The sequence below is a fragment of the Qipengyuania atrilutea genome, from assembly GCF_013370205.1.
Lineage (GTDB): Bacteria > Pseudomonadota > Alphaproteobacteria > Sphingomonadales > Sphingomonadaceae > Actirhodobacter > Actirhodobacter atriluteus.
In genome coordinates this window covers 1-24,912 of record NZ_JABWGV010000009.1, presented here as the reverse complement: position 1 = coordinate 24,912, position 24,912 = coordinate 1, and the positions used below count along the sequence as shown (strand labels likewise).

Annotated in this window: 27 protein-coding genes; 8 read left to right on the top strand and 19 right to left on the bottom strand. The window is 63.6% G+C overall.

The window, feature by feature from the left end; translation table 11 throughout:
* From mobF to HUV48_RS14015, 4 genes are all read right to left on the bottom strand, one after another.
* The coding region (gene mobF / locus HUV48_RS14030; protein ID WP_225871732.1) for a MobF family relaxase at positions 1-1,051 on the bottom strand (1,051 nt) is incomplete at its 3' end.
* The gene (locus HUV48_RS14025; RefSeq protein ID WP_176268354.1) at positions 984-2,732 is read right to left on the bottom strand and encodes a type IV secretion system DNA-binding domain-containing protein; all 1,749 of its coding nucleotides are present in this window, start codon (positions 2,730-2,732) and stop codon (positions 984-986) included. The genes mobF and HUV48_RS14025, both read right to left, overlap by 68 nt.
* A gap of 80 nt (positions 2,733-2,812) precedes the next feature.
* A complete protein-coding gene (locus tag HUV48_RS14020) occupies positions 2,813-3,790 on the bottom strand; it encodes a hypothetical protein (protein ID WP_176268353.1) in 978 nt (325 codons plus the stop codon).
* Between the two features lie 3 nt (positions 3,791-3,793).
* Positions 3,794-4,330, bottom strand: coding sequence for a hypothetical protein (locus HUV48_RS14015; RefSeq protein WP_176268352.1), 537 nt, complete (start codon positions 4,328-4,330; stop codon positions 3,794-3,796).
* A gap of 149 nt (positions 4,331-4,479) precedes the next feature.
* On the opposite strand from HUV48_RS14015, the gene HUV48_RS14010 reads away from it, so the two are divergent.
* From HUV48_RS14010 to HUV48_RS14000, 3 genes are read left to right on the top strand one after another with little or no spacing between them, the layout of a single operon-like run.
* The gene (locus HUV48_RS14010) at positions 4,480-4,821 is read left to right on the top strand and encodes a hypothetical protein (protein WP_176268351.1); all 342 of its coding nucleotides are present in this window, start codon (positions 4,480-4,482) and stop codon (positions 4,819-4,821) included.
* The gene (locus HUV48_RS14005; RefSeq protein ID WP_176268350.1) at positions 4,818-5,828 is read left to right on the top strand and encodes a hypothetical protein; all 1,011 of its coding nucleotides are present in this window, start codon (positions 4,818-4,820) and stop codon (positions 5,826-5,828) included. The genes HUV48_RS14010 and HUV48_RS14005 overlap by 4 nt, the downstream gene beginning before the upstream one ends.
* Before the next feature lie 5 nt (positions 5,829-5,833).
* Positions 5,834-6,328 (top strand): hypothetical protein, encoded by a 495-nt coding sequence (locus HUV48_RS14000; RefSeq protein WP_176268349.1) that lies wholly within the window; start codon positions 5,834-5,836, stop codon positions 6,326-6,328.
* Here HUV48_RS14000 and HUV48_RS13995 read toward each other — a convergent pair.
* Positions 6,304-6,576 (bottom strand): hypothetical protein, encoded by a 273-nt coding sequence (locus tag HUV48_RS13995; RefSeq protein ID WP_176268348.1) that lies wholly within the window; start codon positions 6,574-6,576, stop codon positions 6,304-6,306. The genes HUV48_RS14000 and HUV48_RS13995 overlap by 25 nt on opposite strands.
* Before the next feature lie 415 nt (positions 6,577-6,991).
* Here HUV48_RS13995 and HUV48_RS13990 point away from each other — a divergent pair, with 415 nt between their 5' ends.
* Positions 6,992-8,077, top strand: a complete 1,086-nt coding sequence (locus tag HUV48_RS13990) for a replication initiator protein A (protein ID WP_176268347.1) — start codon at positions 6,992-6,994, stop codon at positions 8,075-8,077.
* 24 nt (positions 8,078-8,101) lie between these two features.
* Here the strand turns inward: HUV48_RS13990 and HUV48_RS13985 are convergent, their stop codons facing one another.
* Complete coding sequence (locus tag HUV48_RS13985) at positions 8,102-8,311, bottom strand: hypothetical protein (protein ID WP_176268346.1); 210 nt, start codon at positions 8,309-8,311, stop codon at positions 8,102-8,104.
* Complete coding sequence (parA, locus tag HUV48_RS13980; protein ID WP_176268345.1) at positions 8,295-8,963, bottom strand: ParA family partition ATPase; 669 nt, start codon at positions 8,961-8,963, stop codon at positions 8,295-8,297. Before parA ends, HUV48_RS13985 begins: the two co-directional genes overlap by 17 nt.
* A gap of 304 nt (positions 8,964-9,267) precedes the next feature.
* On the opposite strand from parA, the gene chrA reads away from it, so the two are divergent.
* Entirely contained in the window at positions 9,268-10,665 is a 1,398-nt protein-coding gene (gene chrA, locus HUV48_RS13975) for a chromate efflux transporter (RefSeq protein WP_176268344.1), read from the top strand.
* A 24-nt stretch (positions 10,666-10,689) separates the two neighbouring features.
* Positions 10,690-11,622 carry a DUF1259 domain-containing protein gene (locus tag HUV48_RS13970; RefSeq protein WP_225871731.1) on the top strand — a complete coding sequence of 311 codons (933 nt, stop codon included), beginning with the start codon at positions 10,690-10,692 and terminating at the stop codon, positions 11,620-11,622.
* On the opposite strand, the gene HUV48_RS13965 is transcribed toward HUV48_RS13970, so the two are convergent.
* Positions 11,614-11,850 (bottom strand): hypothetical protein, encoded by a 237-nt coding sequence (locus HUV48_RS13965; RefSeq protein WP_176268343.1) that lies wholly within the window; start codon positions 11,848-11,850, stop codon positions 11,614-11,616. The genes HUV48_RS13970 and HUV48_RS13965 overlap by 9 nt on opposite strands.
* Before the next feature lie 106 nt (positions 11,851-11,956).
* Positions 11,957-12,892, bottom strand: coding sequence for an ArdC family protein (locus HUV48_RS13960; protein WP_176268342.1), 936 nt, complete (start codon positions 12,890-12,892; stop codon positions 11,957-11,959).
* Positions 12,893-13,539: 647 nt separating this feature from the next.
* Here HUV48_RS13960 and HUV48_RS13955 point away from each other — a divergent pair.
* A complete protein-coding gene (locus HUV48_RS13955; RefSeq protein WP_176268341.1) occupies positions 13,540-13,860 on the top strand; it encodes a hypothetical protein in 321 nt (106 codons plus the stop codon).
* Between the two features lie 39 nt (positions 13,861-13,899).
* Here the strand turns inward: HUV48_RS13955 and HUV48_RS13950 are convergent, their stop codons facing one another.
* The 7 genes from HUV48_RS13950 to HUV48_RS14635 form a co-directional block, all read right to left on the bottom strand.
* Positions 13,900-14,091, bottom strand: coding sequence for a hypothetical protein (locus HUV48_RS13950; RefSeq protein ID WP_176268340.1), 192 nt, complete (start codon positions 14,089-14,091; stop codon positions 13,900-13,902).
* 50 nt (positions 14,092-14,141) lie between these two features.
* Entirely contained in the window at positions 14,142-15,077 is a 936-nt protein-coding gene (locus tag HUV48_RS13945) for a trypsin-like peptidase domain-containing protein (RefSeq protein ID WP_176268339.1), read from the bottom strand.
* Positions 15,078-15,081: 4 nt separating this feature from the next.
* On the bottom strand, positions 15,082-16,326 hold the full coding sequence (locus HUV48_RS13940; protein ID WP_176268338.1) for a type II restriction endonuclease: 1,245 nt from the start codon (positions 16,324-16,326) through the stop codon (positions 15,082-15,084).
* Positions 16,307-16,765: a very short patch repair endonuclease gene (locus HUV48_RS13935; RefSeq protein ID WP_318656110.1), complete on the bottom strand. Its 459-nt coding sequence runs from the start codon at positions 16,763-16,765 to the stop codon at positions 16,307-16,309. Before HUV48_RS13935 ends, HUV48_RS13940 begins: the two co-directional genes overlap by 20 nt.
* 1 nt (position 16,766) lies before the next feature.
* The gene (gene dcm / locus HUV48_RS13930) at positions 16,767-18,026 is read right to left on the bottom strand and encodes a DNA (cytosine-5-)-methyltransferase (protein WP_176268337.1); all 1,260 of its coding nucleotides are present in this window, start codon (positions 18,024-18,026) and stop codon (positions 16,767-16,769) included.
* A 91-nt stretch (positions 18,027-18,117) separates the two neighbouring features.
* Positions 18,118-19,308, bottom strand: coding sequence for a hypothetical protein (locus HUV48_RS13925; RefSeq protein WP_176268336.1), 1,191 nt, complete (start codon positions 19,306-19,308; stop codon positions 18,118-18,120).
* The gene (locus HUV48_RS14635) at positions 19,301-19,891 is read right to left on the bottom strand and encodes a recombinase family protein (protein ID WP_176268335.1); all 591 of its coding nucleotides are present in this window, start codon (positions 19,889-19,891) and stop codon (positions 19,301-19,303) included. The genes HUV48_RS13925 and HUV48_RS14635 overlap by 8 nt, the downstream gene beginning before the upstream one ends.
* 145 nt (positions 19,892-20,036) lie before the next feature.
* On the opposite strand from HUV48_RS14635, the gene HUV48_RS13915 reads away from it, so the two are divergent.
* Positions 20,037-21,224 carry a S41 family peptidase gene (locus HUV48_RS13915; protein ID WP_176268334.1) on the top strand — a complete coding sequence of 396 codons (1,188 nt, stop codon included), beginning with the start codon at positions 20,037-20,039 and terminating at the stop codon, positions 21,222-21,224.
* Positions 21,225-21,318: 94 nt separating this feature from the next.
* Here the strand turns inward: HUV48_RS13915 and HUV48_RS13910 are convergent, their stop codons facing one another.
* The 3 genes from HUV48_RS13910 to HUV48_RS13900 form a co-directional block, all read right to left on the bottom strand.
* A complete protein-coding gene (locus HUV48_RS13910) occupies positions 21,319-22,233 on the bottom strand; it encodes a hypothetical protein (RefSeq protein ID WP_176268333.1) in 915 nt (304 codons plus the stop codon).
* A gap of 188 nt (positions 22,234-22,421) precedes the next feature.
* Entirely contained in the window at positions 22,422-23,036 is a 615-nt protein-coding gene (locus HUV48_RS13905) for a hypothetical protein (protein WP_176268332.1), read from the bottom strand.
* A gap of 24 nt (positions 23,037-23,060) precedes the next feature.
* On the bottom strand, positions 23,061-24,912 hold a 1,852-nt coding region (locus HUV48_RS13900), incomplete at its 5' end, for an ATP-dependent DNA helicase (protein WP_217906840.1).

Here is a 24,912-nt window from a genome sequence, read left to right as displayed (position 1 = left end):
CCACGGCCTCCCTCGCGGCGATCTCGGCGCGGTCCCGCGTCGATGGTCCGCGCTCGGCCGTCATCGTCGCGGCGCGCTGTGCGGCCTCGGCGATGGTCGCGATGCGCTCCTTTTCCCCAAACCCCGCCGCCTCGGCCTGCGCGCGCCAGCCCGGCACAAGCTGCTCGCGCCCCGCCTCCTGCTTCGCCTCGCGCGTGGCGAGGGTGAGGGTCGCCTTCTCGGCCGCCGTGGCGTCGGCACGGGTCTTGCCGCGCTCGGCAAGCGCCGCCTCGACCTGATTGCCGCGCGCGCTGAACGCGCGGATCGCCTTCTCGGGCACGGCGGCAAGCTCGAACATGGAATCCTTGCCGTCCCTGACCTGATAGCCCAGCTCGCGCGCACCCTGCGCCAATGCCTGACGGTAGATGCTCCCTGCGTCCCGGTAGATGCGGAAGAAGGACAGGCTCTCGACGCTGCGCCACGCGCCGCTTTTGTCCTGCGTGGCGTTGAGGATTACGCTATGGGTATGAAGCTGCGGGTCCTGGGCGCGGCTCGTATTGTGGCGGAAGGTAGCGATGGCGAGCTTGCCGGTCTCGACGGTGCGGACCTCGCCGCCGCTCCTGATGCGAGTCGCCGCGCCGTGCCGCTCGATATAGCCGAGCGCGGTGCGCACGGCCTTGTCATGCGCCGCGACGAGCCGCCGGTCGCCCGCCACCTCGGCCATGATCGATACCGATTTGGGCGCGCTGAACGTCATGTCCCAACCGGGTCGGTGCTGACGCTCGCCGTCGCGCATCGTGCCCAAGACCTCGCCATTGGGCAGCTCGCCCTCCAGCCCCTTCCGGAACACGGCGCGGTCCACCTCGCCGGTCAGCCCCAGCGCCTTCGCGCCCTCGCCTTCCCAAGCGCTCGGAGCCTCGCCGCCTTCCGAATAGTAGTCGTCGGCCTCGTAGTAGCTCGATGCCTGCGCGGCGCTCGACAAGGCGGCTACGCTGGCGACCATGCTACAGTGCGCCTCCGGCGGTGCGGTCATGGCCGGGACCGTCCTTCCGGTCGCCCCTGACTGCCTCATCCCTGCTTTCCGGTAGCGATGGGACGGGTGCAACCGGCATGGTCGCCTCGGCAATGTCGGCCCGGTCCATGTGGCCGCGCGGTATCGTCACCCTGGCGATCGGCAGGCCGGACAGTCGCAGGAATCCGGTCAGCGGCGAGAGGTCGCCTATCTCGCTGTCGAGCACCACGGGTTTCATCTGCCGCATGGTGGACAATGATCCCCGGTCGCTCAGCTCGTCGCTGTCGAGCGAGGCGCTGGCGCGGTGCTCCTCCACCTCTGACCGACCCAGGAGCTGACTCGCCCATGACGCCGATTCCGGATCGCCGAGCCGCATGACGAGCTGCGTGCCCGCCTGCCCCACGATGGTTCCGGCGGCGTGCTGACCATAGGTCTCGCGAAGCTGGCCGATCGCCTGGAAGGCGATGACGCAGGCCGCGCCGTATTTGCGGCCTTCGGGCAACAGCGTCAGCAACCCGCCCGCGCGGGGAAGCGCGGGCAGCTCGTCCAGCACGAGCCATGCGCGCGGCGCGCCGCGCGTCGGCCGATCGAGGATCGCCGCCACCGCGCAGTCGAGCCAGCATCCCAGCAAGGGCCGCGCGGCGTCGATGTTCCGCTTCCTCGATGCGAGGAATATCCACGGCTTCGCGCCGTCGATCTCCGGCAATCCCTGATAGAACCGGTCGAAGCCGATCGTCGGGCCATCGCCGCCCTGCCCGCGAAGGAGCTTCATCACCTTCGCCGCGCCGGACAGGCAGAACAGCACGCTGCCGGTCGCCTTGTCGGCGTCCTTCTGGAACACGCGCGCCGCCTCGGTGCCTTTCGCAAGCTCGGTCAGCTCGTCCGCCGTCATGTCGCCGAGCGCGCGCGCCAGCTCGGGCACGGTCCCCCTGCCCTGCTCCCACAACCGGCGGATGACGACGGCCGCGACGATGCGGGCCTGGTCATACCAGACATCATCGCCGCTCTGCCCGCCCCTTGGCTTGGCGACGATGAAGCTGGCGAGCCGGTCGGCGTCGGAAGGCGAACCGATGTCGTCGAACGGGTTCCACGCCGCGCAGCGGGCATCATGGGGATTGAGAATGATGTCGCCGCGCTCCGGGCGGTAGTAGCGCGCGACATAGCCGCCATCCACGTCATGGACGAAGGCATGCTCGCCGCGCGCCTCAACCCGGTCCAGCATGGCGAAGATCGCGGTGGTCTTGCCGGTCCCGGTCGCGCCCGCGAACAGGAAATGCCGCGCTTCCTCGGCCACCGGAACCGGCACGCCGCCGATCGTCACCGGGCGCGGCCCCCGGGATGGCGGAACAAGCTTCGCCAGTGCCTCGGCGCTCACGCGCTCGCTCCCGCGCACGGTGCGGTCCCGCCCGGCGCGCTCGCCTTCCTTAAGCCATTCGCGCCGCCGCCAGCGATAGAGCGGCACGCCGATCGCGAGGCCGGTCAGCACGGCGAAGAACCCCATGCGCCAGAACAATGAATTGAAGCTGCGGGTCGCCGGGCTGTCCTCGGCAAGGATCGCATCGCGCACCGATACGCGGCTGCGCGCCTCGGCGGATTCGAGATTGCGCGCGAAGGGGTCGGCCAGCTCCTGCCACTGCACCCTGGCATAGAGCGCCGCCCCGCGCTGGGTCAGCTCGGGCGCGGTGGTCCATCCCGCGAAGGCTCCGACGCCCGCGCATACCAGGAACAGAATCGCCGCCACCTGCGCGCGGGCACCCCGCCCCGCCCATTGCCGGTTCCTGCTCGCCTGGCCACGGGAGAGGAGTTCGGCGCGGGTTGCCATCAAATGCCCTCACCCACCGGTGGCGGTGGCGGGACCGGGGGCGGTTTATATCCCTTGGGCGGCGGTGGTGGAGGAGGCGGATTGAGGATGCTCTCCTCCGATCGCAGATCGATCCGGCGCCCCTTTTCACCCGATCCATCGACTAGCACGATCCGGTCTGGCCCAGTCCGGATGACGGCGGGATTAGCGGTCAACATTTCCATGACGGCACGAGGTCCATTCTCGGTCGCGCGGGCCACTGCGGAACAATCCGTTATGTCGGGCGCGGTCGTGGCCACTAGCCTTCCATCGGAGGTCCAGCGTGTCGGAATCGGTAGATTGGGACATAGCGACCATGTGACGTGTCTGCGTCCGATGGTCACGGCTCCCGGATCGTCGCCTATCCCGAACCCCTCTGATCCCCAGCCATCATAGGTTGTCGACATCTGAGGCACCCAGCGACCTTCGATCTCGGCGAAATCCGGTTTGTGTATCTGACGCCAGCGGTCTGGCTGGACAAGCACGAGCTCGCGACCGCCGCTCTGCAATAGAATGCGGTCCTCGCCGAACTCCTGCACTCGGGGATTGCCGCCAAAGAACGCGAAGAAACGGCCATCGCGCGCCTCGCGAATGTCCCCGCATCCCTGCAAGGTCTGCATGCGCGAACCATCGCCCGTGTCTCGAAGGATGCCGTTTCGGTCGAGAGCGGCGGGATTGCCAGACTGGTTGCAACCCACATTGTAAGTCAGAAAGCCATCGCCGATCTGCACATAGGCGCTTCGCCAAGGTGTCTTACTGCGCCAGGACGGTTCAAAGTCTTCGAACCGCTCAATAAGCCAAAAACCTTCGACTTCTCGCAATGAGGTGATTGGACGATTTGTTTCGGGCGATAGGTTCGCGGCATCTTGGCGTTCCGGCGCGCCATTACAGCTCGCCAGTGAAGTCCAACACAGCAGCAGCAAAGACAAACGAGCAGGTATCGTCCGCTCAAAACCCATGCGTCATTCCTCCTGCACCTTCGCGAGCTGCCGCGCGAATATCCGGTCCGCGTCCCGCGCAATCTCCGCGCGGTGCTCCTCGCTCTCGCCCGGCCCGGCAAGCGCGGCGGCATAGGCCGCGCCCGCCGCGTAGAGCGCGCGCTGGATCAGCCGGTCGCTCAGGTCGGCGCGCATGGCGAGCTGGGACAGCATGTCGCCCTGCGCCTCGTGTCGCTCGATCATCTTCTCGATCGATGCGCGCAAACTCTCGATCGCCTCGCTGTCAAGGCTGGCCGGTGCCGCCTGAACCGGCTCGCCGTTCCCGTTGGGAGATTCGGGCTCGGCAAGCGCCGCGATGCCCAGCTCCAGCGCGCGCACGGTGGCTTGGTAGAGGGGCAGCCCGGCGTCCTCGGCCCACGCTTTCAGCGCGTCCGCCTGCGGCTCCGTCACCCGTCCGGTCAGCATCACCCGCGCCAACCCGCCCTCCCCGCCTGGGTTCGCATCGTATACGCACCCGCCTACGCTCTTCGCCCGCGCAATTCGCGTAGGTTCCCGTAGCATTCCCTGATATATCCGGAAAGGGACGGGCTGAACAGCCTACATATCGACCACGGACTTGAGGGAGCACGCGTGCGTAGGGTGTGGATCAAAACTGAGCGAGCTGAAAGCTCGCCCTTCCAACCTCCGTTATCGGGGACTGGACTTTCATCATGGCGCTGAGCGGCTTCGCTTCGGGCGCGCTCGTCGCCTCGCCCATCGCCGCCGTGCTGACCTGGCTCGCGGTCACGTATCAACAGCATGTCGATGTCAGGGTGGAACGCGATACGGTCGCCGTGCGCGCCGATCGCGCGGCCTTCGATCAAACCTTCGAGCGCGACTGGAACGCGATGTCGGGAAGCGGTCGGGAAACCTGCGACCCGGAAAGCACCGCCGAGCTGGCGCGACTGCGCACGCGGCTCGGGGAACTCGAAGCGAAGCTCGAAGGCTCCAGCGACACGCTCGAAGCCGACGCGGAGGAACTGCGCCAGCTCGTCGCGGAGGAAGGCCAATGACACACCCTGCCCTGCCCACTTCGCTCGCCGCCGCTCTGCTGCTCGCGGGATGCAGCAACAGCGGTCCCTCGGTCTCCGGTTCGGCCTCGGAAAGCGCCGGGTCCGGCTCCTCGCTCTCGAACCTGTGGGAGCGGGTCCGATCGCTCGGCTTCGAATCCGGCAAGACCCATGAAATGCCCGCCCTCGGCCTCATGGCCGATGCGTTCATGGCGGACATGCGGGCGCGCGAACTGAATGATTACGAGATCACCGGAGCCGTGTTCGGCCGCGATGCCGATGGCTCGATCGCGGCCCTGCCCGATCAGCTCGCCGCCTCGATCGCTCCGACCCGCGCGGGCCTCGCCGCGCTCGATCAGGACGAGCTGCGCGCCCGCACCCCGCTCGACGCCGCCCACATGGTCTATGCCGCGCCGGTCCTCCTGGCGCTATTTCCGCGCAAGGGCTGGGAAGTCCATGCGATCGATGACCGCAATGTCGATCCGCGCTTCGACACGCCGTTCTTCAACAGGAACCGCCCGCCTCCGAAGTATGACGAGGAACTGCACCTGCGCTACATGGAGGCGCTGGCCATCTCGGCGATCTACACCAATGCGGTGTTCGCGGCGATCGACGAACGGCTCGGCACCAACCGCCTCGCCGATCCCGACGAAGCCCGCGCCCGCGTGCTGGCCGAATTCCAGGCGATACCCGTGCCGACGCTAAGGACGATGCTCGATGATGCCGCGTCACAAGTCGTCGGGGGGCATTTCACCACAGACCTTACCGGCTCGGGCAATATTCATTTCTATCATTCCGGCGCGGGCGATTTCGTTGCCGACGCGCGCGGTCTTACCTGGACCCGTGCCGGGGGCGTGTGGTTCGGGGACAGCCGCATCAACGGCCAGTCGGTCAACCTCCGGCTCGCTTCCACCGCCAGCCTCACGCAGCGCGAAGCACAATCGGGCAATCAAGGCACCGATGCGAACGCGCAGGTCGAAGGCTCCGGCGGTGTCAGCGTGGGGCGCTAGGCGGCGTGCTCGAAAGCCATGATCCCGACTGGGCGGCCAAGTGGGACGATCGCCGGGACCGGCTGCGCGAACTGGAACGCCGCTTGGCCGAAGGCATCCCCGATTCTGAACTCCTGCGCGAATACGACAATATCGCGGGCTCGATGCGGCTCGCCTATGATGCCAGTCATCGCATCGCGCGGGAATATATCGACCTGCACCTCTCCCTGACGCTCAGGGAAGCCGATCAGCTCGGTATCTGGGCCTGGTATCCCCGATTGCCCGCAACGGCCGATCTCGACGCGACACGCGCCGCCGTGCGCGAGGTGAACGAATGGGTCGCGGCGGTGAAGCACAACCGGGAAATGCGCGCCGTCTGCCGACGCGCCAGCGTCACGCCCGAACCTGTATCCCTGCGGCCCCTGCCCCGTCTTTCATGGCGCACGCATGTCGCGAGACTGCGCTGGCGGCTCGGCCGCGCGAAACGGCTGCGCCGTTACCAGTCGTGCCAGGAATCGTGACCGCCCGCCGGGTTTGACCAGTCATTCCAATGATCGTGGGTCGAATGCGCCACGTGGTCGTCGTGGCCATAGGGATTGCCACCTACGTCCACGCCTCCAATCCCGCCCGTCATCGGCAGGCCGGTCGCGGGATTGATCTCGACCGGTTCGATCGGCGGCGGCGCTTCCATTGTGCCCGGACCGGTGAAAAGTCCAGTCAGCCAGTCGAACAGTGCTGCAAGCGCCTCCTTTTGATGCCTTCCCTTCAATCAAACAACGCATGAAACCCGATATCGCACCGGGATCCGGTCACGATCCCGGTTGCTTTCCCCCTTCCCTGTTCCAGCTTTTCAACTCGCGCTGTCGTTCGCTCTGGAGCGCTTCGGGTCGGCCCTGGCACCCCTCGATAGCCTGCGGCCGAAGGCCGCCTGCGACGCTTCGGGATTATTCCGTTGTCCGTAACTGTCGGACCCGCTTCTTCTGTGGGTGTTAATGGGTGTTAGACTCTGTGTTACGCGAATCACCCGCGCGCATAAGAGTTTGATTCTTAATATCTTAAGGCGGCTAACTCTTGATTGCTGGTGGGTGATCTTACGAAAGCCGGTGGGTGATATTACGATAATTGGTGGGTGAAACTACGAAAGCCTTGCCAAGACCGGTGTGTGAAATTACGAACCTGCACTGATGGTGGGTGAAACTACGAAATCGGAACGGACCCCCCTTCTCCCGCTTAGGCACGAGCAGGGAGACTTTTTCGTCTGCGATATCTTCGACGCTGCGCCGAAAGGCGACATGGCCTCGATGGCGCATCCGATCTTCACCCTATCTACCAAACCCGATACGAAAAAACGCCGGTACGAAGCACCCGATGGCGAAAGCTACGTCGAAATCCGGCCGAACATGATCGGTCTGGCGACCATGCACGATCGCGACGTGCTGATTTACTGCATCTCGCAGGTCATGGCGGCGCTCAAGGATGGCAAGCAGGTCCACCGCACGCTCCGGTTCAAGGCATTCGATCTTCTGGTCGCCACCAACAGGCCGACGGCCGGAACCGGCTATGCGGGCCTTAAGTCGGCACTCGAACGCCTCCAGGGAACCCAGATCGAAACGAACATCACGACCGGTGGTGTCGAACAGATAGACGGGTTCAGCCTTATCGACCGTTACCGGATCGTCCGGGAGACCCGCGATGGGCGTATGCTCGATCTCGAAGTGACACTCTCCGACTGGACGTTCAATGCCATCGCCGGGAATGACGTGCTGACACTCAACCGGCGCTATTTCCAGCTCCGCAAGCCGCTTGAGCGCCGCCTTTACGAACTCGCCCGCAAGCACTGCGGAACACAGCCGGAATGGAAATGCGGTCTCGAAAAGCTCAAGGCCCGCACCGGCTCCACGTCTTCCGAAAAGGAGTTCCGCCGCCTCGTCCGGGCCATCTGCAAGGCGGACGAGGAGCACGATCACATGCCGGACTATACCTTCCGGCTTCTTGCCGACGTTCTGATAGTCACCCCGAAACAGGTCTTTCTCGACCATTACGCCCCTGCCCCGAAACAGGAACGGGTGTCGGGTGCGTATATCATCCCGCTCTCGCCGGAGACTCTGGAACGCGCCCGCGAGGTCGCTCCTACCTGGGATGTATCCGTTCTGGCGGACGAATGGCGGAGCTATGCGGCCCGGCAGAAGGAACCGCCCAAAAACCCCGACCGGGCGTTTCTGGGATTCTGCCGGTCATGGTTCGCCAAGCGCGGCCGCAACGGCTATTGAGTGTTTACGTGTTTGAGTAAATGCTTATTCACCCATATACTCAATCCAGAGCTGGCGTGTGATCTCCGATATGGTCCGGTTTTCCTCCGCCGCCCTGATCTTGATGCGGCGGTAAAGGGAATCCTCGATCTCGGCATTCAGGCGGCGCTTCTTCTCCGATCCTTCCTGAATGTCCTGCATGATGCGCCTGCGCGCCTCATCGCCCCTGCTGGGGCGTTTAGCCGTGAGTGCCATCTTTCGCCTCCCCGTGTCCGGCGTCTGCCAGCATGCCGATCACTTCGTTCGCCAGTGCATCGATCTCGTCATGGGCCTTGGTGTTGCCTCCCTCGAACACGGTGCGACCCTCGGAAGCAGTTTGCGGATAGACCTGACGCTGTGTGATCGCCGTTGAAAGGACGGGAAGCCCATACTCGTCGAGCGCGTCGCGCACGTCGTCGCCAAGCCGGGTGCCCTCGATATGGCGCGTAATGACGAAAGCGGCTTTCGGGCTGCCATCCGTCACTTCTTGGCGCGCCTTGATGAAGTCCACCAAGTCGGACGCGGCCCATATGTCATAGGGTGAGGGCTGAACCGGAATGAGGATGAAATCGCTCACTTTGATCGCGGCCGCAATGATGTCCTCCAGCTTCGCCGCACCGTCCAGCACGATGTGGTCGTAGCTGCCGATCATGCTGGAAAGCGTCTTGATATTGTTGGCGCGGTCCAGCGATACGAGGGGGAGGGGATTCGCCGCGCTCGCCGCGTGCCAGTCACGCGCGCTTCCTTGGGGGTCGCTGTCCACGATCAGCACTTTGCTGCCGCGCAGGTGCAGCGCCTGTGCCAGATTGGTGGTGAGCGTTGTTTTCCCGCTCCCGCCTTTGGGGTTCAGAACGGATATGACAACCATGAAAACGCCTTGTTTGAGTTCTTACTCAAAAGCGTTTACGCACTTTCACTCATTTACTCAATAGACAAACGGACGTTCAGCTTCCGACCCTAATAACGGTCATACGCGCTGCTATGCAGCGAGGCCCGCAAGCGGACAGTCGATCCAAGCTGTCCTTTGGGGATTGCAAACCAGCTTGCACAAGGGCCGGAGTTGACGCGGCATGTCCGTCGATCTAGGTAGAGCACTCGGGCAATCTCTCCGGCGCCCGATCAGGCAATGCGCCCAAGTCCGGCACGAATGGCCGTGCACCAAGGACGCATTGATGAATTCAGCAAATAAAAGTTTGCCTGCCGAGCAAGGCCGTATCTCGTTCGCCGAAGCGACGCGCGTATGGGCGCGCATTGCCGCCCTCAGTTTCGGAGGGCCGGCAGGACAGATCGCGGTGATGCACCGCATTCTGGTCGAAGAGAAGCGATGGATCGGCGAGAGCCGCTTCCTGCACGCGCTCAACTATTGCATGCTCCTTCCGGGACCGGAGGCGATGCAGCTTGCCACCTATTTCGGATGGCTGCTCCACGGGGTGCGCGGCGGCCTTGTGGCGGGATGCCTGTTCGTTCTTCCTGGCTTCCTCAGTATTTTGGCGCTGAGCGTCCTCTATGCGAGCTTTCAGGAAGCAAGTCTCGTTCAGGCGATCTTTTTCGGCATCAAGGCGGCGGTGCTCGCAATCGTGATCGAGGCGCTTTTGCGCATCGGCAAGCGTGCGCTGAAGACCTGGCCCATGTATCTCATCGCAGCATCAGCCTTTGTGGCGATATTTGTTTTCGATGCCCCCTTCCCGCTGATTATCGCGGTGGCCGCTCTGGTCGGTTTTCTCGGCGGGCGTTTCGACCCTGGACGGTTCCTTGTCATTAAGGCGCACGAGACCCCCGATGGCGAGCAGGAAGGCTCCACAGACGCCGTATTGGAGGCGGGCGACTCTGCTCGGATTCAACCCACTTGGCGCGGCGCTTTGCGCACGGCGCTCACGTGGGGAAGCGTCTGGGCTGCCCCGATAATTGCGCTCCTGCTGTTGGTCGGTCCCGACCATGTGTTCACCCAATTGGCGGTGTTCTTTTCCAAGCTCGCAGTCGTGACCTTCGGCGGAGCTTATGCGGTGCTGGCCTATATGGCGCAAGAAGCCGTGCAGACGCATGGCTGGCTTGCTCCGGGAGAGATGCTCGATGGTCTCGGCATGGCGGAGACCACACCCGGCCCGTTGATTCAGGTCGTCCAGTTCGTCGGGTTCTTGGGCGGCTACCGGGACGCAGGCATGTTGGGGCCTGTCACTTCGGGCGTCGTGGCTTCGGTCATCGTCACATGGGTGACGTTTGCGCCGTGCTTCCTTTGGATATTTCTCGGAGCGCCTTTCATTGAAAAACTGCGCGGGGTGAAGCTGCTGACTGCCGCGCTCTCGGCTGTGACGGCGGCGGTGGTCGGCGTCATTCTCAATCTCGCAATCTGGTTCGCCCTGCATGTCGTATTCGCGCGGCTCGACCAGGTTCGAGGCTACGGTGCGAGCCTGCTCGTTCCCGACATCGCCAGTATCGACATTGCGTCGGTCGTCATTGCGGCAGCTGCTCTCGTCGCCATGCTGCGCTTCAAGGTCGGAATGTTGACTGTGCTGCTCGTCAGCGCGGCAGTGGGAGCAGCATATTACCTCACAATAGCGACCGCTGTCTAAAATACAGAAAAATGGAGATTTCACATGAGAAATATTCGCAAGTTGTTGCTCGCAACAAGCGTGGGTTTCACCATTCTGGCCGCTCCGGTTCACGCCCAGGACAATCTGGACAATCTGGACAATCTTGCAGCTCTTATCTTCGAGGCCTCTCACGCCGAGGCGACGATCACCGAGGATGGGGTGGCACGCATCGGATGGACAAGGGACGATGTCGAGGTGAGCGTGGACGGCATGCGCCTCGACCCTCCTGCTGGCCTTGGTTCTTGGGCCGCATTCAAACCTGTCGAGGGCGGTGTCATGGTCATGGGCGATACAGTCGTTTTCGAGGACGAGATCACGGCCGCGATGGACGCTGCGCTTGAGGGCGGGCTCACCGTGACCGCGTTGCATAACCATTTCATCTTCGATGATCCGCCTGTCTACTTCATGCATATCGGCGGTCACGGCGACACCACCCGGATGGCGGCTGCCGTGAAATCCGTATGGGATGCGATCAAGGCGGTGAGACAGGCCAATCCTGTGCCGCAGCGCAGCTTCGGCGGAGCAACACCTGACCCGGACGGCGTTATCGACCCTGCACCTCTTACCGATCTTTTCAATGTGGAGCCGACTATCGGCGAGGGCGTCGTGAAATACACCTTCCCGCGCTTAGGCCGGATGCACGGTGTCGAGATCGGAGGCTCGATGGGCCTCACGACTTGGGCGGCATTCTCAGGAAGCGATGAACTGGCTGCGGTGGACGGCGATTTCATCATGACCGAGGACGAGGTCCAACCCGTCCTGCGCGCTCTGCGAGAACACGACATCCACGTGGTGGCCCTGCATAATCATATGGTTGGCGGTGAACCGATCTATTACTTCCTGCATTATTGGGGCGTCGGTTCAACCAAGGAGCTTGCGGAAGCACTTTCTTCGGCTCGCGACGTACAAGACCGCGTCGAGGCTGGGTCATACTAAGCTTGAAGTATTGTCGGTACGAGGAACTCTCGCGCCACCGAGCTTCTCGCGCTCATCAGGCAGGCACCTTGTCACCGACATGACGAAATAAGGGTTGTCCGATTTTGCCACCGAGGCGCTGAAACCGGACCGTCCGCTCACCACCCATTTCGGCCGTTCCAAGCGTTGCAAAACCCTTCCTTTTTCGAGCCGCGCGCGCTGGTGACATAAATCTGCGCCTTGGCTCATTGCGAAATTCCGTTTTATTCGGCCGCGCCCCGGCGCGGCCGCGCGGGGGAGGGCGGGTGGACAAAAGGTTCGGCCGCCCCAAAGGGCGGCCTCGTCCCTGTCGCCGTCAGGCGGCTTCCCTCCTTTGGACTTGCTGCAATCCGTGAAGGTAGCGCACCGCGCGCTCGGCATGGGCGGCGGCGGACAGGATGGCGCGCCGGTCGTTCTGCAGAACCTTTATCCAGCTCGCGATATAGGAAGCATGGTCGTCGCGCGGCTCCAGCGCCAAGCCAAGGTCGGCGGCAAGAAAGGCGGAACCTAATTCCGCGACAAGCTCCTCGCGGGCATAGCCTTCATCGCCCCAGCGCTCGCGCCCGAAACTCCGGTCGAGCCGCGATGCGTGCCGGGTCCAGTGAACCGTCTCGTGGCCCCTCGTGGTATAATAGCCCTCGGCGTCGTGGAACGCCTCGAAGGGCGGTAGCTGGATGCGGTCCTCGCCGATGATGTAGAAGGCCTGACTGCCGCCATGCGCCACGCGCGCGCCGATGGCATTGAAATACCGCTCTGCCGCCTCGATGCGCTCGAAGGCGGGGGCAGGGGTCTCCGCCGGTTCGGGATGGAACCGCTCGGGCAAGCCGTCGATCTGCGCGACATTGAACACGTGGTAGGTTTTCAGGAACCGGATTTCCCGGCCTTCGCCCTCCAGCTCCAGATTGCCGTTCGTCTGCTGCTCCGGCTTCTTCGTCGTGCTGCCATAGTAGACGATGGGCGCGCCCTGTTCGCCGCGCCGGACCTGTCCGCCATGCGCCTGCGCCTGCTTGTAGGTCATCCATGTGGGCGAGGCGTAGCCATTGGCCACCGCCTCCATCCATAGGAGGATGACGTTGATTCCGGCATAGGGTTCGCCGGTCGATCGCAGGGGGCGGCTGACTCGCCCCGCCAGCGTCTCGGCGCTCCACGGCTTCATCCAGGGTCGCACACCCTGCTCCAGCTCGGCGAGGATGCGGTCGGTGATCCGCGCGTAGGGGTCGGTCCGCTTGCTGCTGTTGGTCTGGTTGGTCATGTCCCTTGTCTCCTTTTCCGGCGAAGCCGCAGCCTGCGGCCTGCGGCTCTGCCCTCCGGCGAGGATGGGAGGGGGAGGGGGATGCCCAATCGCCGCCTTGGCGCGGGCCAGCGGGCGAAGCCCGCCACACGGGGCGGCTATTTGGCTTCGGGAACGAGAGGGCGAAGCCCTTGGTGTTCCCCACCCACGGAAACGGCGCTGACAAGCGCCAGGAAGCCGCTCTGGCGGCGAAGACAGGCAACGGCACCCCTGCAACGGCGCGAAGCCGCCGGATGCCCTGCGCGCGCGATCCGTGCGCCAGCGGGCGTCCGGCAATGAGAGAGGCAGGAGTGCCAGCGGGTCAGCCCGAAAACGCCGCGCCCTCAGGAGCGCCGCAGGCGCGGGACAGAGCGCGTCCTTTAGAAACTCCCGCTCGATTGGAGCGCAGCGACGCGCGAGCGATCGTCACCCGGAAGGGGCGAGACGGCGAAGGCGGCTCGATCGCAGATAGAGCGCGGTCCCGGCAGGGGCGTGCCAGTCTGATCCCTTTTTGTTCCAATTCCTGGAAAACTGACGATTATCATCACAATATCAGCTATCGGGCGGGCATCACGGCAAGCGGAGCGCGCCAGACATACTGCTATAATATATATAAATAGGAATGGCGCTTGGCGAAGCTGTCGCGCAGGGAACGGGAAACGATCGCGCGGGAGCGGCTTCTGCGCCTCCTCGCTCGTCATGGCGTGGCCACCATGCGGATCATCGAACAGAAGATCTCCGATGCTGGTCCCTTCAATCAGCGCATCAACCCGCACATCCTGACCATGGTCAGGAACGATCTGATCGATGAAGGCGAGGTCCGCCGCTTCCACCACGCCGGGACAACCTGGTATCGCCTTGCGGGAGACGATGCCGCCCGGCGTGCTCGGGGGCAAAACGAGGACGGTTTCGAGCCTGAGCCCGACCCCGATGATTATCCGGATTTTTAGCCGATGATGCAAAACTGCACGCGCAGCAGCAAGGAAGACCTAACGAGTTCTCTGCGCTTTGCGCTCCAGATAAAGGCGGTGGCGCGCCTCCTTAGCAGCCCGCTGGACGGCCGAATGCGAGCCTTCCATGGTAACTCTTTCCAACTCCTCGATCCCGTCATCGTCGAAGATGGCATAGGTCCACTTCCGACAATTATGCGATGCCTCCTCGGGATAGGTCTCGATTTTCATCTTCCCAAATATGGGCATGGGAAAGGTGTATTGAAACCTGTCCCCAACAGCTAAAGCGCAATCCAATCGCCCGTCTCAAGGTTGCACGATACGGCTCGCATCGTCATGCCATGGTCATGGGCAAAAGCGTCTGCCGCCTCTTTGTTCGGCCCCAGAAAACGAACATCATCGTCATCGTCCAAAGCTGCGAAACCTTTGTATCGGCGCGGTGCGAACCCGTCGATCGACGGAAACACCCGTTCAGCGACGTTCCAGCCTGCAAAATGGGTGGCGGTGGAGTCCCTCTCACCGGTCCAGCTGCGGGAAATGACGCCGATCACGCTGCCATCCCTATCCACTACCGGCCCGCCGCTCATTCCGCTTGGCCATTCCGCCGCCACGCGGAAGCACGGCCAAGGCATCGACGATGACGGATCGGCAGGCAAAACTTCGATTACTTCTCCGGCACTTTCGTAGAGATACTGCGAAAACGGCCGGTCCTCTGGGGCTCCGTCTTTGGCAACATCCAAGTTCGCGAAACCGTAGCCCATGACGATTTCTCCGACGACGGGCAATTTTCGGAGCGCCACCGGCAAGCAGGGCATTTCGTTCTTCTGATGTGATCGGGATATGGTCAGTCTCGCGAGTTCGGTCAGGTTCCGGACTCTCGGCTTCTCATGGAACAGGGTAGGGGTTTGCCCCCCGGCTTCGGCATAGAGAGCGGACAGGGGACGCCATGCCTGCTCGGACAGGGGCGCCGCTCCGTAGGCTATCCCCTCCAGCTCCAAGGCAACCATTCGGACCTCATCGCGCAGGACAAGCTCCTTGCCGGAATAAAGCAGCATGTCCTCGATGACGTGGAAGGCCGTCGCGCAGGTGCCCCATGGATCGATGCGGAACGTCGTGCCCAAACCAAACGGGCGGCCATCCGGCGATCGCGGGTCAAACCTGAACAGCGGCATTATCATGGCCCGCAGGCGGGGGTCCTGATTGAGAACAGTCGTCATGCTGCTACAGGGTCCGCAGCAAGCGCACGTCGCCGATGAAGCTCTCCAGCGTCTGGAGATGGGGCTGCACGGATTTGGGAAACTTCTCGGTCAGCGCAGCGGGAATGACGAGCTGCACGCCCGCACCGCTCATCTCGTTGAACTGCGATTCCGAAATACCCTCCTGCAAGGTCAGCAAATGCTTCGCCGGGATACGGTCGGCCTCGTTGAGTATCTGCCGCCAGCGGTCACGGCATGTGGTCTTCACCGCCAGCATCCGGAGCTGGTCGGCCGGGAATGCACTGTCGGCATAGGCGGTCTGCGAGGGAAACAGGAAATCAGGCCGTTTGCCGGACTCGCTCTCGGGCTGGTGCGAGAACTGCGTTCCCTCGGCCAGACGCTCCTCGAGGAAGATGGCACGGGCGTGAAGCTCGAGCGAGCGCCCCGATCTGGCCTTGCGGCGCTGGAGGATGGTCTGCGCCCGCGCGATGAAATCCTCGACGTTCGAAAACCCGGCGGTGATGTGGGGCAGCTCGATCGCTTCCTCCACGCTGCGGAATATCTCGAATTCGCAGTCGCGCCGTTTGAGGAGCCGCTGGTCGGGAACGATGCCGGGCAGGGGGCGCAGCTCCACCGCCCGCTCGACAATCTCGGCCCCGGTCGGAAACTTCGCCAGCCATGCCGGCGGCATGTCGGCCGCCGCTATCCAGCAGCTCGTGGGTGCAGGCGGGGTAAACAGGAAGAGCGTGCCCCCGGTCGCGCCCGGCGGCCATATGACATAGCGGCCCGGCTCCACCGGCCCGATCCGGTCCTCCACCATGTCTTCCTCGGTGCCGTGGCGGCATACCCAGACATGCGCCTCGGTGGCGGCTCCTGCATCATCAAGCGCGAAAGCGAAGACGGTCAGCGCACCCGTGCTGTCGGGATCAAGGAGCGCCGATGATGCACCCCCGAAATTGGTCAGCCGTGCCTCGTTGCGGCCACCATCGGGGTTTTCGTGGAACCTGTTGTTGTAGTAGACCGCGCGGACCTTGCGGTAATCGGCATGGGAATCGATATAGAGGTCGAACCGCGTATCGGGGTTCTTCACGTCCGTCCGGTCGATCGCCGGGAACATGCGGAACAGGAACTCGCGCGCGATGTAGGGACCGGCTTGGTGGGCACCGTTGGCGAGCGTGTCGTTGCCGGACAGCCGTTTCACATACCACACGAATCCGTCGCCGGAGTGGTCGTCCATCCAATCCGAAAGGTCAGCCAGCGCCACTGTCATCTCCCCTGATCTCGGCATCTCCGGAACTGCCGGAAAGCCACGCAGCCGCCTCGTCAAGCGCGGCCTCACCGTGCTCCGGGGACTTACCCCGGAACGCGCATTCCCATACCGTCAGCACGCGCCAGTCCGCCGCCCTGAGCACGGTCCTGGCGGCCCGGTCGCGTTCGATGTTCGCGCCGATCTTCGCGCGCCAGAACTCGGGCCTTGATTTTGGCCAGCGGAAAAACGGGCAGTCGTGCCCGTGCCAGAAACAACCGTGCACGAAGATCACCGCGCGGTGGCGCGGAAAGATGAGGTCGGGCCGTCCGGGGAGGGCACGGTCGTGCAGCCGGAAGCGGAAGCCCCTGCGGTGAAGCCCGCGCCGCACGATCATTTCGGGTTTGGTGTCGCGGCCCTTGATCGCTGCCATCATGCGGCTGCGCGTGGCCTGGTCCACCACGTCAGGCGGCAAGCCGCGCCTCCACCGGCTCCGGCGCTGCGATGCCCAGGGCAGGGGCCATATGCCGCGCCACCGCCTGCACGACCGGCACGACAACGGCGTTGCCGAACTGGCGGTAGGCCTGCGTATCGGAAACCGGAATGATGAAGTCCGAACCGCCCGGCCCGTCGAATCCCATGAGCCGCGCGCATTCGCGCGGGGTCAGGCGGCGCGGATTGCCGCGCGGCCGCTCGACAAGGATCTCGGAACCGTCCTTGTAGTAGCGGGCGGAAAGCGTGCGGCTCACGTCGTTCGGGCCGACAAGCCCGAACCCGAACCCGTTGCCCCGCGCGCGGTGCTTGGCGGCGTAATCCTGGAGATACTGCCACAGGTGGTCGCTGAGCGAGTAGCGCGCGGACACGCGCCCGATATTGCCTTCGGTGAAGGGCTTCTCGGGTGCCTCGCTGCCATCCTCGGGATGGAGGATGCTGCCGATGCGCGGGCCGTGAAGCGGGTCGGGGATGGGCATGTTGGCAAAGCTGAAATCCGCCGGTTCTAGGAAACCGGCGATGAAGATGCGCTCGCGGTGCTGCGGCACCCATGACCGCGCATCGATCACCTTCCAGTGGATGTCATAGCCCAGCTCGTCGGTCAGCACGCGCCGGATTACCTCGAAGGTCCGGCCCCTATCGTGGTTCACGAGGTTCTTCACGTTCTCCAGCAGGAAGGCGCGGGGCCGGTGGTGCGCGATGATCCGCGCCACGTCGAAGAACAGCGTTCCCTGCGCCTCGCAGGCGAAGCCGTGCTCGCGGCCGAGCGCGTTCTTCTTCGACACGCCTGCGATCGAAAAGGGCTGGCAGGGAAAGCCTGCCAGCAGCAGGTCATGCGCGGGAATGTCGCCCGCTTCGATTTCGGTGATGTCGCCGGAAACCTCGTGGCCATCATGCGGATGGTTGGCGCGGTAGGTCGCCGCGCTGTATTTGTCCCATTCGCTGGTGAATACGCATTTCCCGCCCAGCGGCTCGAAGCCGCGCCTGAGGCCGCCGATCCCGGCGAACAGGTCGATGAAGCGGAAAGCAGGATCGCCCTGCGCCGCTTCGCAGGGCCGGTCGGCAATGATCCGCTTGAGAAGTTCGGTTGCGGCCCTGCGGGGGGAAACCTCGCCGTTTTCCCAGCGGTAGACTGTCCGGGAAGAGAACCCGGCCATGTCGGCCAGCGCCTCGATGCTGATGCCCGCCTGCGTGCGGAGCTGGGAAAACGGCGTGGGCGATCTGCTCGTCATCAAAAGTCCCCTCTGGGTATTTTTTTGACGCAGTGGCAGCGATGTTCCCAAATGGCAAGAACAAACCGTGATTCTTCGGTAATAATTCCTGTTAGGCGCTGCGTTGGATGGCATTCAGGATGCGACGCGCCTCGATGCCTAGAAGAACTTCGTCATCCTGTGTCACGATCGCAGCATGGCTCGTAACGATGCGAACCGGCGCGATCCTCAACAGGGATTCCTGAACGTCGGTTTTGCGGACAAACACTCCGGAGAAGGCCTGCTCCCAATTGTCCTTGCGTTCGAAGATCATCCAGTAGTCGCTGAAGTCCGCGTAATCGATCAGGCGGGGGCGGGGCGGGCGCTGCCGCCGGACTTCATCGTCCCGCTTTGCAATCCAGTTTTCTCGCATGCGACCGGGAATCTGGCTCTTCTCCCAGTTGTCGCCAAAAACACTGCGCAGGCGGCGTTCGATGAAGTCCCGGACTTGCTGTTCAAGACGCCTTATGGTCCGGAATGCACTGGCAGCACGGTCCTCCTCGTCGCTGCTCTCAGCACCCGGTTCCCGCTCCAGGCCCGCGCTCGCGGTTATTTCATCGAAGGCGTCGGGCGTGAAATCGGCAAGGCCAGGCTCCATCCCGATCTCGCGATAGATGCTGCGTCGTGACTGTATGTCCAGAATGGAAGCGACATCCGGAATGTCGAAGCGCCGCCAGTCGCCAAGTCCACCCCGCAAGAGCTTTGAAACCTGCTCCGAAAAGGGATCGGTGCGGGCGACAGCCAAGCCATACTCATGAAGCCGCGCAACGGATGTGGCACTGCCAAACTCGTCTGAAATTCTGGCCCAGTTGGAGGAAACGCCCGTCAGGGCATCCCGAACCCTGGACACGTCCATGAGACTCGTCGCGGCAACCCTGCTGGCGAGCGCAATGGTGTCATCATGGGCGGGGTGGCGGAACTGTCGGTAGAAGTCGCGGGTGCCCCTCTCGACCAGTCCGGCATCGATTCCGAACTCGCCAAGCTGGCCGCGCACGAGGTTGCGGTCCAGCTCCATCGCGATGCGCCGTGCCTGATCCAGCACCCCGCTGTCCATTATGCCCGTGGCGGTATTCTGGAGGGCAAAAAGGCTGTCGCCGCCCATCATTCTGGCGATTGATGGGCCTTCCACCAAATCCCTCATGGCCTTGGTGATGGCAGAATCAGTATCCAGTGTGCCGAGGTAGCTTTTTCCGCCAACCGCCTCGTTCAACAGTCGGTCTTTTTCGCGCTGCTGTTCCATGAACTTGTTTATGGCGTCACTCATGTGCGGCAGCCTCTCTGGCATTTTTCTCGCAGTATTCCCGCAACACCCGCTGCACGGTCGATCGCGAGACGCGGAACAGCGAGGCGAGCTGGGCAGGGGAGCCTTGGCCGTTCTCGACGCGTTCGATGATCTCGGCGCGCTGCTGGGGCGAGAGAGCGCGCTTGCGGCCGATATGCTTTCCGGCCTTCCGGGCGTGCGCCAAGCCGTTCATGGTCCGCTCGCGGATCATGGCCCGCTCGAACTCGGCGAACGCGCCAAGGGTCTGCGTCATCAACCGCCCCGCCGGCGTCGTGGTATCAACCGCCTCGGTCAGCGAGCGAAATCCGGCCTTGGCGGCCGTGATCGCCTCCAGCGTGAACAGGAGGTCGCGGAGCGAGCGGGAAAGGCGGTCGAGCTTCCATACGGTCAGCACGTCGCCGGGCTTCAACGCCTCGATCGCCAGCGCCAGTTCGGGCCGGTCGGATTTCGCGCCCGATGCCTCTTCCTGGTAGATGATCGAACAGCCCGCGTCGGTCAGCGCGCGGAGCTGCGGGTCCAGGTCCTGGGAGTCCCCTCGGGACACGCGGGCATAGCCGATTTGCACCCGATCTCTTTGACACGGGGTTGTGACACTCGCAACGCCGCAGAAAAGCGTGCTTGTGGATTAGGTGTCAGAACCGTTCGGTTTTGAACGGGCAGGCTTTTCGCTCCAACTCCCCAATCAGCCAATTTCCGGCTATGGGCCGGGAATGAGATTGAAGCTAATCCCTGTCGTCATCTTGGCTCCGCTGCTGCTCGTCGGCGCGACCGAGCCGGTCGATTACGGAGCGTCGGCGGTTGCGCTGGATCAGACAATCGAGCGCGAATATGCCTATCTCGACAAGTTGCCCGATGGCACCCTCCCACACTCCGACGTCCTTACGCGCGAGCGCGAAGCCGTGCACGATGAACGTTCGCTGCTCCGCTACGCCGAACACCGGATCGCCTCGCTCGCCGATCACCATGCGATCACTGGCAGCTCGTTCGCGGACAGTTGGACGGTCGTGCCGACATATACCGATCTGTGGGTGGTGTTCGAGGATGGCCGCTACGTCATTGATGCGGTCAGGCCGGACAGCCCTGCATCGCGAGCGGACATCCAAAACGGGCAGCAGATTGTCGCTATCGATGGGATTCCAGTAGCTCGTGCCGTTGCTTGGTTCTGGTCGGCAATGGGACTTGACGTGACTCCGCAGCGGGCGGCCTATGCCGCGCGTGTTCTCGTCGCTGGGCGTCGCAATCGGGAGCGGCGGATTGTCACTGTCGACAGTTCGGGAACGGAGCGAGCGGTGGTTCTGCCTTCGCTTTACGCAGCAACCGATGATCCGGAACCGCCCCTGTCGGTCTGTGCCGCCAACGGCGTGACCATCGTCCGCTTCAATAACGCTCTCGGCGACCGGGAATCGATCGCCGCCTTTGACGCCGCGATGGGTTCGCTCCATCCAGATACTGGTCTTGTGCTCGATCTGCGGGACACGCCATCGGGCGGCAACACTACGATCGCGCGGGCCATCATGGGCTGGTTCGTCGAACGGCCTCGTGGCTATCAGATGCACAACCGCCCTGCCGAGGAGCGCGAGACGGGCGTCGCGCGCCAATGGGTCGAACAGGTTCTCCCCCGTTCCGGCAAGTATCGATCGGAAATGCCGACAATCCTGGTCGGCCGCTGGACGGGAAGCATGGGCGAAGGCCTGGCGATCGGGTTCGCGGCGCTGGGCGCTGATGTGCGCGGATCGATGATGGCGGGCCTGAACGGCTCGGTCGAGGATTTACCGATCGGGAACACCGATCTGACGATCAAGCTGCCGACCGAACGTCTGATGACTACGGAAGGACAGCCTCGCGAGGATTACGTGCCCGCACCGATCGGCGATAGGCTGGCGAACGTGGCCTGCTAGCAGCAGCTACTGTATGGAAAGCAGAACGTCCGGTTCTAAGCTCCGTATGCGGAAGATGGCCTTCATTGATCATTTTGACTTAGGTGGCTCAGCCCTAGTCCTCTCTTCTTTCTAAGTAGCCTGCAACCACCGTCGGCTTCAATCGAGAGGGGCTGGCGTTGAGCGGTAAACTGTATAGCGCAGCTAGATAGGACTCGTCGAAGACAGTCATCGATAGTTCGACTTCGTCCGCTTTTGTGGAGAAAAGCTTCAAAATGGATTCGGGGCGATCGCCTTGCCACTCGGCACGTATCTCACTCGGTGCCAGCAGTCGCATCGCGGCATAGTCGGCCAGCTGAACGAGCGTAAGCCCCTCAAGCCTCCTAGCATCGAAAATAACGATCGAATTAACAAGGGCCGCACTCTGTTCTAACCCCACTCGGCGAGCGCGTGCGTCCGTGTTGACCTTGGTCGCCACAGCCATTGGTAAGGTAAGGCCCGGAATTGTGGCACTGTGAGGTGCCGGTCGTCCCAGCGCAGTACGTATTTCCTGCGAAGTCCAAGCGAATACGGGATCGCCGCGTAGCATTGCGGCTTCGAACTTGCGTTGCTCGTTAACCGGCATGAATTTGGACTGCTCGCTTCTGGCCTCGGAAACGAAAGTTTCCGGATCATCGACGATGACGACCAATGCATTCGTCTTGCAGTCTGGGCGCGCGAAGCTCACTCCAGCATTCTTGCCGCGAAATTCGATCATTTGGCGAAAAGTGGCTTGCTGCCGCGAATTGAGACCGGCGAAGCCGAGGCATACCGGATCGATAAATCTAGCAATGGGATCGGTCGGCCCAGCAGAAGGGAAAATTCGATCAACGCCCTGTCGGATAGCATCTATCTCACTCTGGCGCTGGCCGGTTACGACAATGGTCCCTTCAATATCGTTGTTTTGCGGCGGTGTTGTTTCTTGCGCCGTCAACGGCTGAGCAACGAACGCCACCAGCGACCCGAGTAACAGCTTTCGATGCAACTTCATGACTCCTCTTTTGCAACCGGTTTTCGGGCAAAGGCAAGGCAATTTCTATCAAGTTGGCCGAGCGAGCTTTTGTCTGCCAGTTGGTTCGAAAAATATGAGGGGGTTCAAAGCCGTGACCGTTTTCGGGTGGCAGAGGTAGAACGATTAAAGTCTTGAACGGGGTGAGGAGCCACCACAGGTAATAGCGCTCAAGCAGTGGCATCGCTCGTCCAACCTGTCGAGCGATGGCGTTGCGGACGATAGCCAACGCGTGCGCGAGCGGTCGGGCCAAGATTCCTGCTGAAGCCGCTTCGTTTCCCGACAATCAGCCCCTGCGGCACCGGGCGAATCTTCCATAGCGGCGCGAAATGCGGGTCCATGCCCTTCAGGACATACCGCTTCAGCCCAGTCACATTGTAAATCGGGCGATGCTTCACCGTATCGTGTGGCACCGGTTCACCAACAGTCGCCGCGATCCATTGAGGAAGCGACCTTCTGAACTCCCGCACCAGTCCGCGCGGGATATGGACTGCCCAGTGAACCGCCACCTGCCCTCCTGCCGCCTCGAAAACCCAGACATGGGTTGGCGGGCAGCGACCCTTCAATTTTTGGTGTCGACGAAGCCACCGCGCATACCAGCTCGCGAGCAGCTTGCGGAACGCGGCGCTCGCCTCACGCGGCGAACACGCGGTGTGGGAATAGTTGATCGTGACGAACTGGTTCAGCGGCCTGCCGATGCGTTCGGCAACGCGTGTGGCGTGATGAAGGTTGGCTGCTGGCTTCCTTCCGATCTGCCGCGATTCCCGGTAGCGTCCATTGTTCACGACCTGTTCTTATATCGGCCATTATTACAATGAAAGCGCTGTTGCCTTCCTTTCCCCGGATCGCTGCGGTTCCAGCGCCGTCTGCCGCTCGCCCGAGCGCAGCTCGATCGCGTCGGCCAGCTTCTCGCGGCTATCGGTGTAGATCGCCGCATGGTGCCGCGCGCGGCTGATCGCGACATAGGTGGTCTTCGCATCCACCGTCATCGCCCGGTGGCTTTCGAGATGGGTCATCGACCGGTCGGCGGTCGCGCCCTGGCTGCCATGCACGGTGCCTACCCAACCGTGCCGAAGATGCCGGTCTCGGGCCTGGTCCAGCGACAGCTTATGCTCGCGCCCGCGCGCGTCGCGGACCGTCATCGCGCGGCGCTCGGCATCGATCGCGGTCACGTTGCCGGTCAGCCCGTTCACCCGGCCCGTCTCGCGGTCGTTGCGCGTGAATTGCACCCGGTCGCCTTTCGCGAACTCGCGCTCCTTCGCCACATAAGCCTCGGACTGCCCCCGCCCCCACCTGTCGAGCCGCCAGTCGATCGCACGGCCGTTCGGCCCGCGCAGCATAATCCGGTTGGCCTCGCGATCGATCCGATCGACCCGGTAGGCCTGCCCCTTCGCGACGCCGTGGCGCTCGTAGTCGCGGCGGAACGTCACCACGTCGCCCTTCTCGTAACCGTTGGCCATGCGCGCTTCCTCGCGGGTCAGCCCTTTGTTTTCCAGCGTAGCCATCCTGACGCTCTCGCCGGTGATCGTGCCGTCTTTGCGCAGCTCGGCGCGGATGGCCTCGGTCAGCAATTCCCGGCCCTCGCGGGTTGTGTCCATCACAAGCGTCTTGGCCCGGTCCTTCGGCGACAGCGCGGCGAAGTCGCGCGCCATCGCCGCGCGCCGATCCCCGGCTTGCGCGATCTCGGTGATGCGGCCCCCGCCTTTGTCGAGCGCTGCCAGTGCCCGCGCTCCGTCGCCCGCGATAGTGGCTTCGACCGCCTCGCGGGTCAGGTCGTTCGCCTGGCGCACGATCTTGTCGAGGACGTGGGTTTTCATGCCTGCGTCCTGGAGCTGGCCGAACGCGCGGCCCGCCTCCACGCTGCCCAATTGCTTCACGTCGCCCACCAGCACGACCCTCGCGCCCGATCGCTCGGCCATGCCCAGCACCTTCGCCATGTCGCGCGCGCTCACCATCGAGGCCTCGTCGACGATCCAGGCCTCGGGCCGCGTCCTGGCTTCCTTCACGATCCCCTCGCCGGTTAGCACGGCCTTGGCGACCGTCTCGCCCTTCGCCCCGATCGCTCCGCCCAACAGGTCGGCCGCCGCCGCCGTGGGCGCGAAGGCGCGGACCTCGTAGCCCTTCTCCCTCATCCCCTTTGCATAGGTAGACAGCACGGTGGTGGTCTTGGCGGTCCCGGCATAGCCCTGCACGCCGCTCACGCGGTCGGGGCTGGTCAGCAGCCCCATCGTCGCGGTCCGCTGCCCCTCGGTCCAGGAATGGCCTTTCGCCTGCGAGAAGAACGCCGCCGTGGTGACGGCGCGCAGCGCCTCCTGCCGGTCCAGCGCGGGCACGGCGGTGCCGCGCCCGTCGCCCTCGATGGCGAGCATCCGGCGCTCGGTCGCCACCGCCTCGCACGTTGTGAACCCGCGTCCCCGCGCGCCCTGGTCGCGGGCGATAAGGTCGCCCGTCCCGCGCGCCCGATCAACGGCCTGTACGATCTGCGCAGCGTTGGCGAGGCCTCCGGCCCGCTCGCCCGCGCGCGCTTCCAGCGCGGCGGCTCCAAACACCGCCTCGCGTTCGGACAGGTGCCGCGCCGCCGCCGCCACGGCCTCCCTCGCGGCGATCTCGGCGCGGTCCCGCGTCGATGGTCCGCGCTCGGCCGTCATCGTCGCGGCGCGC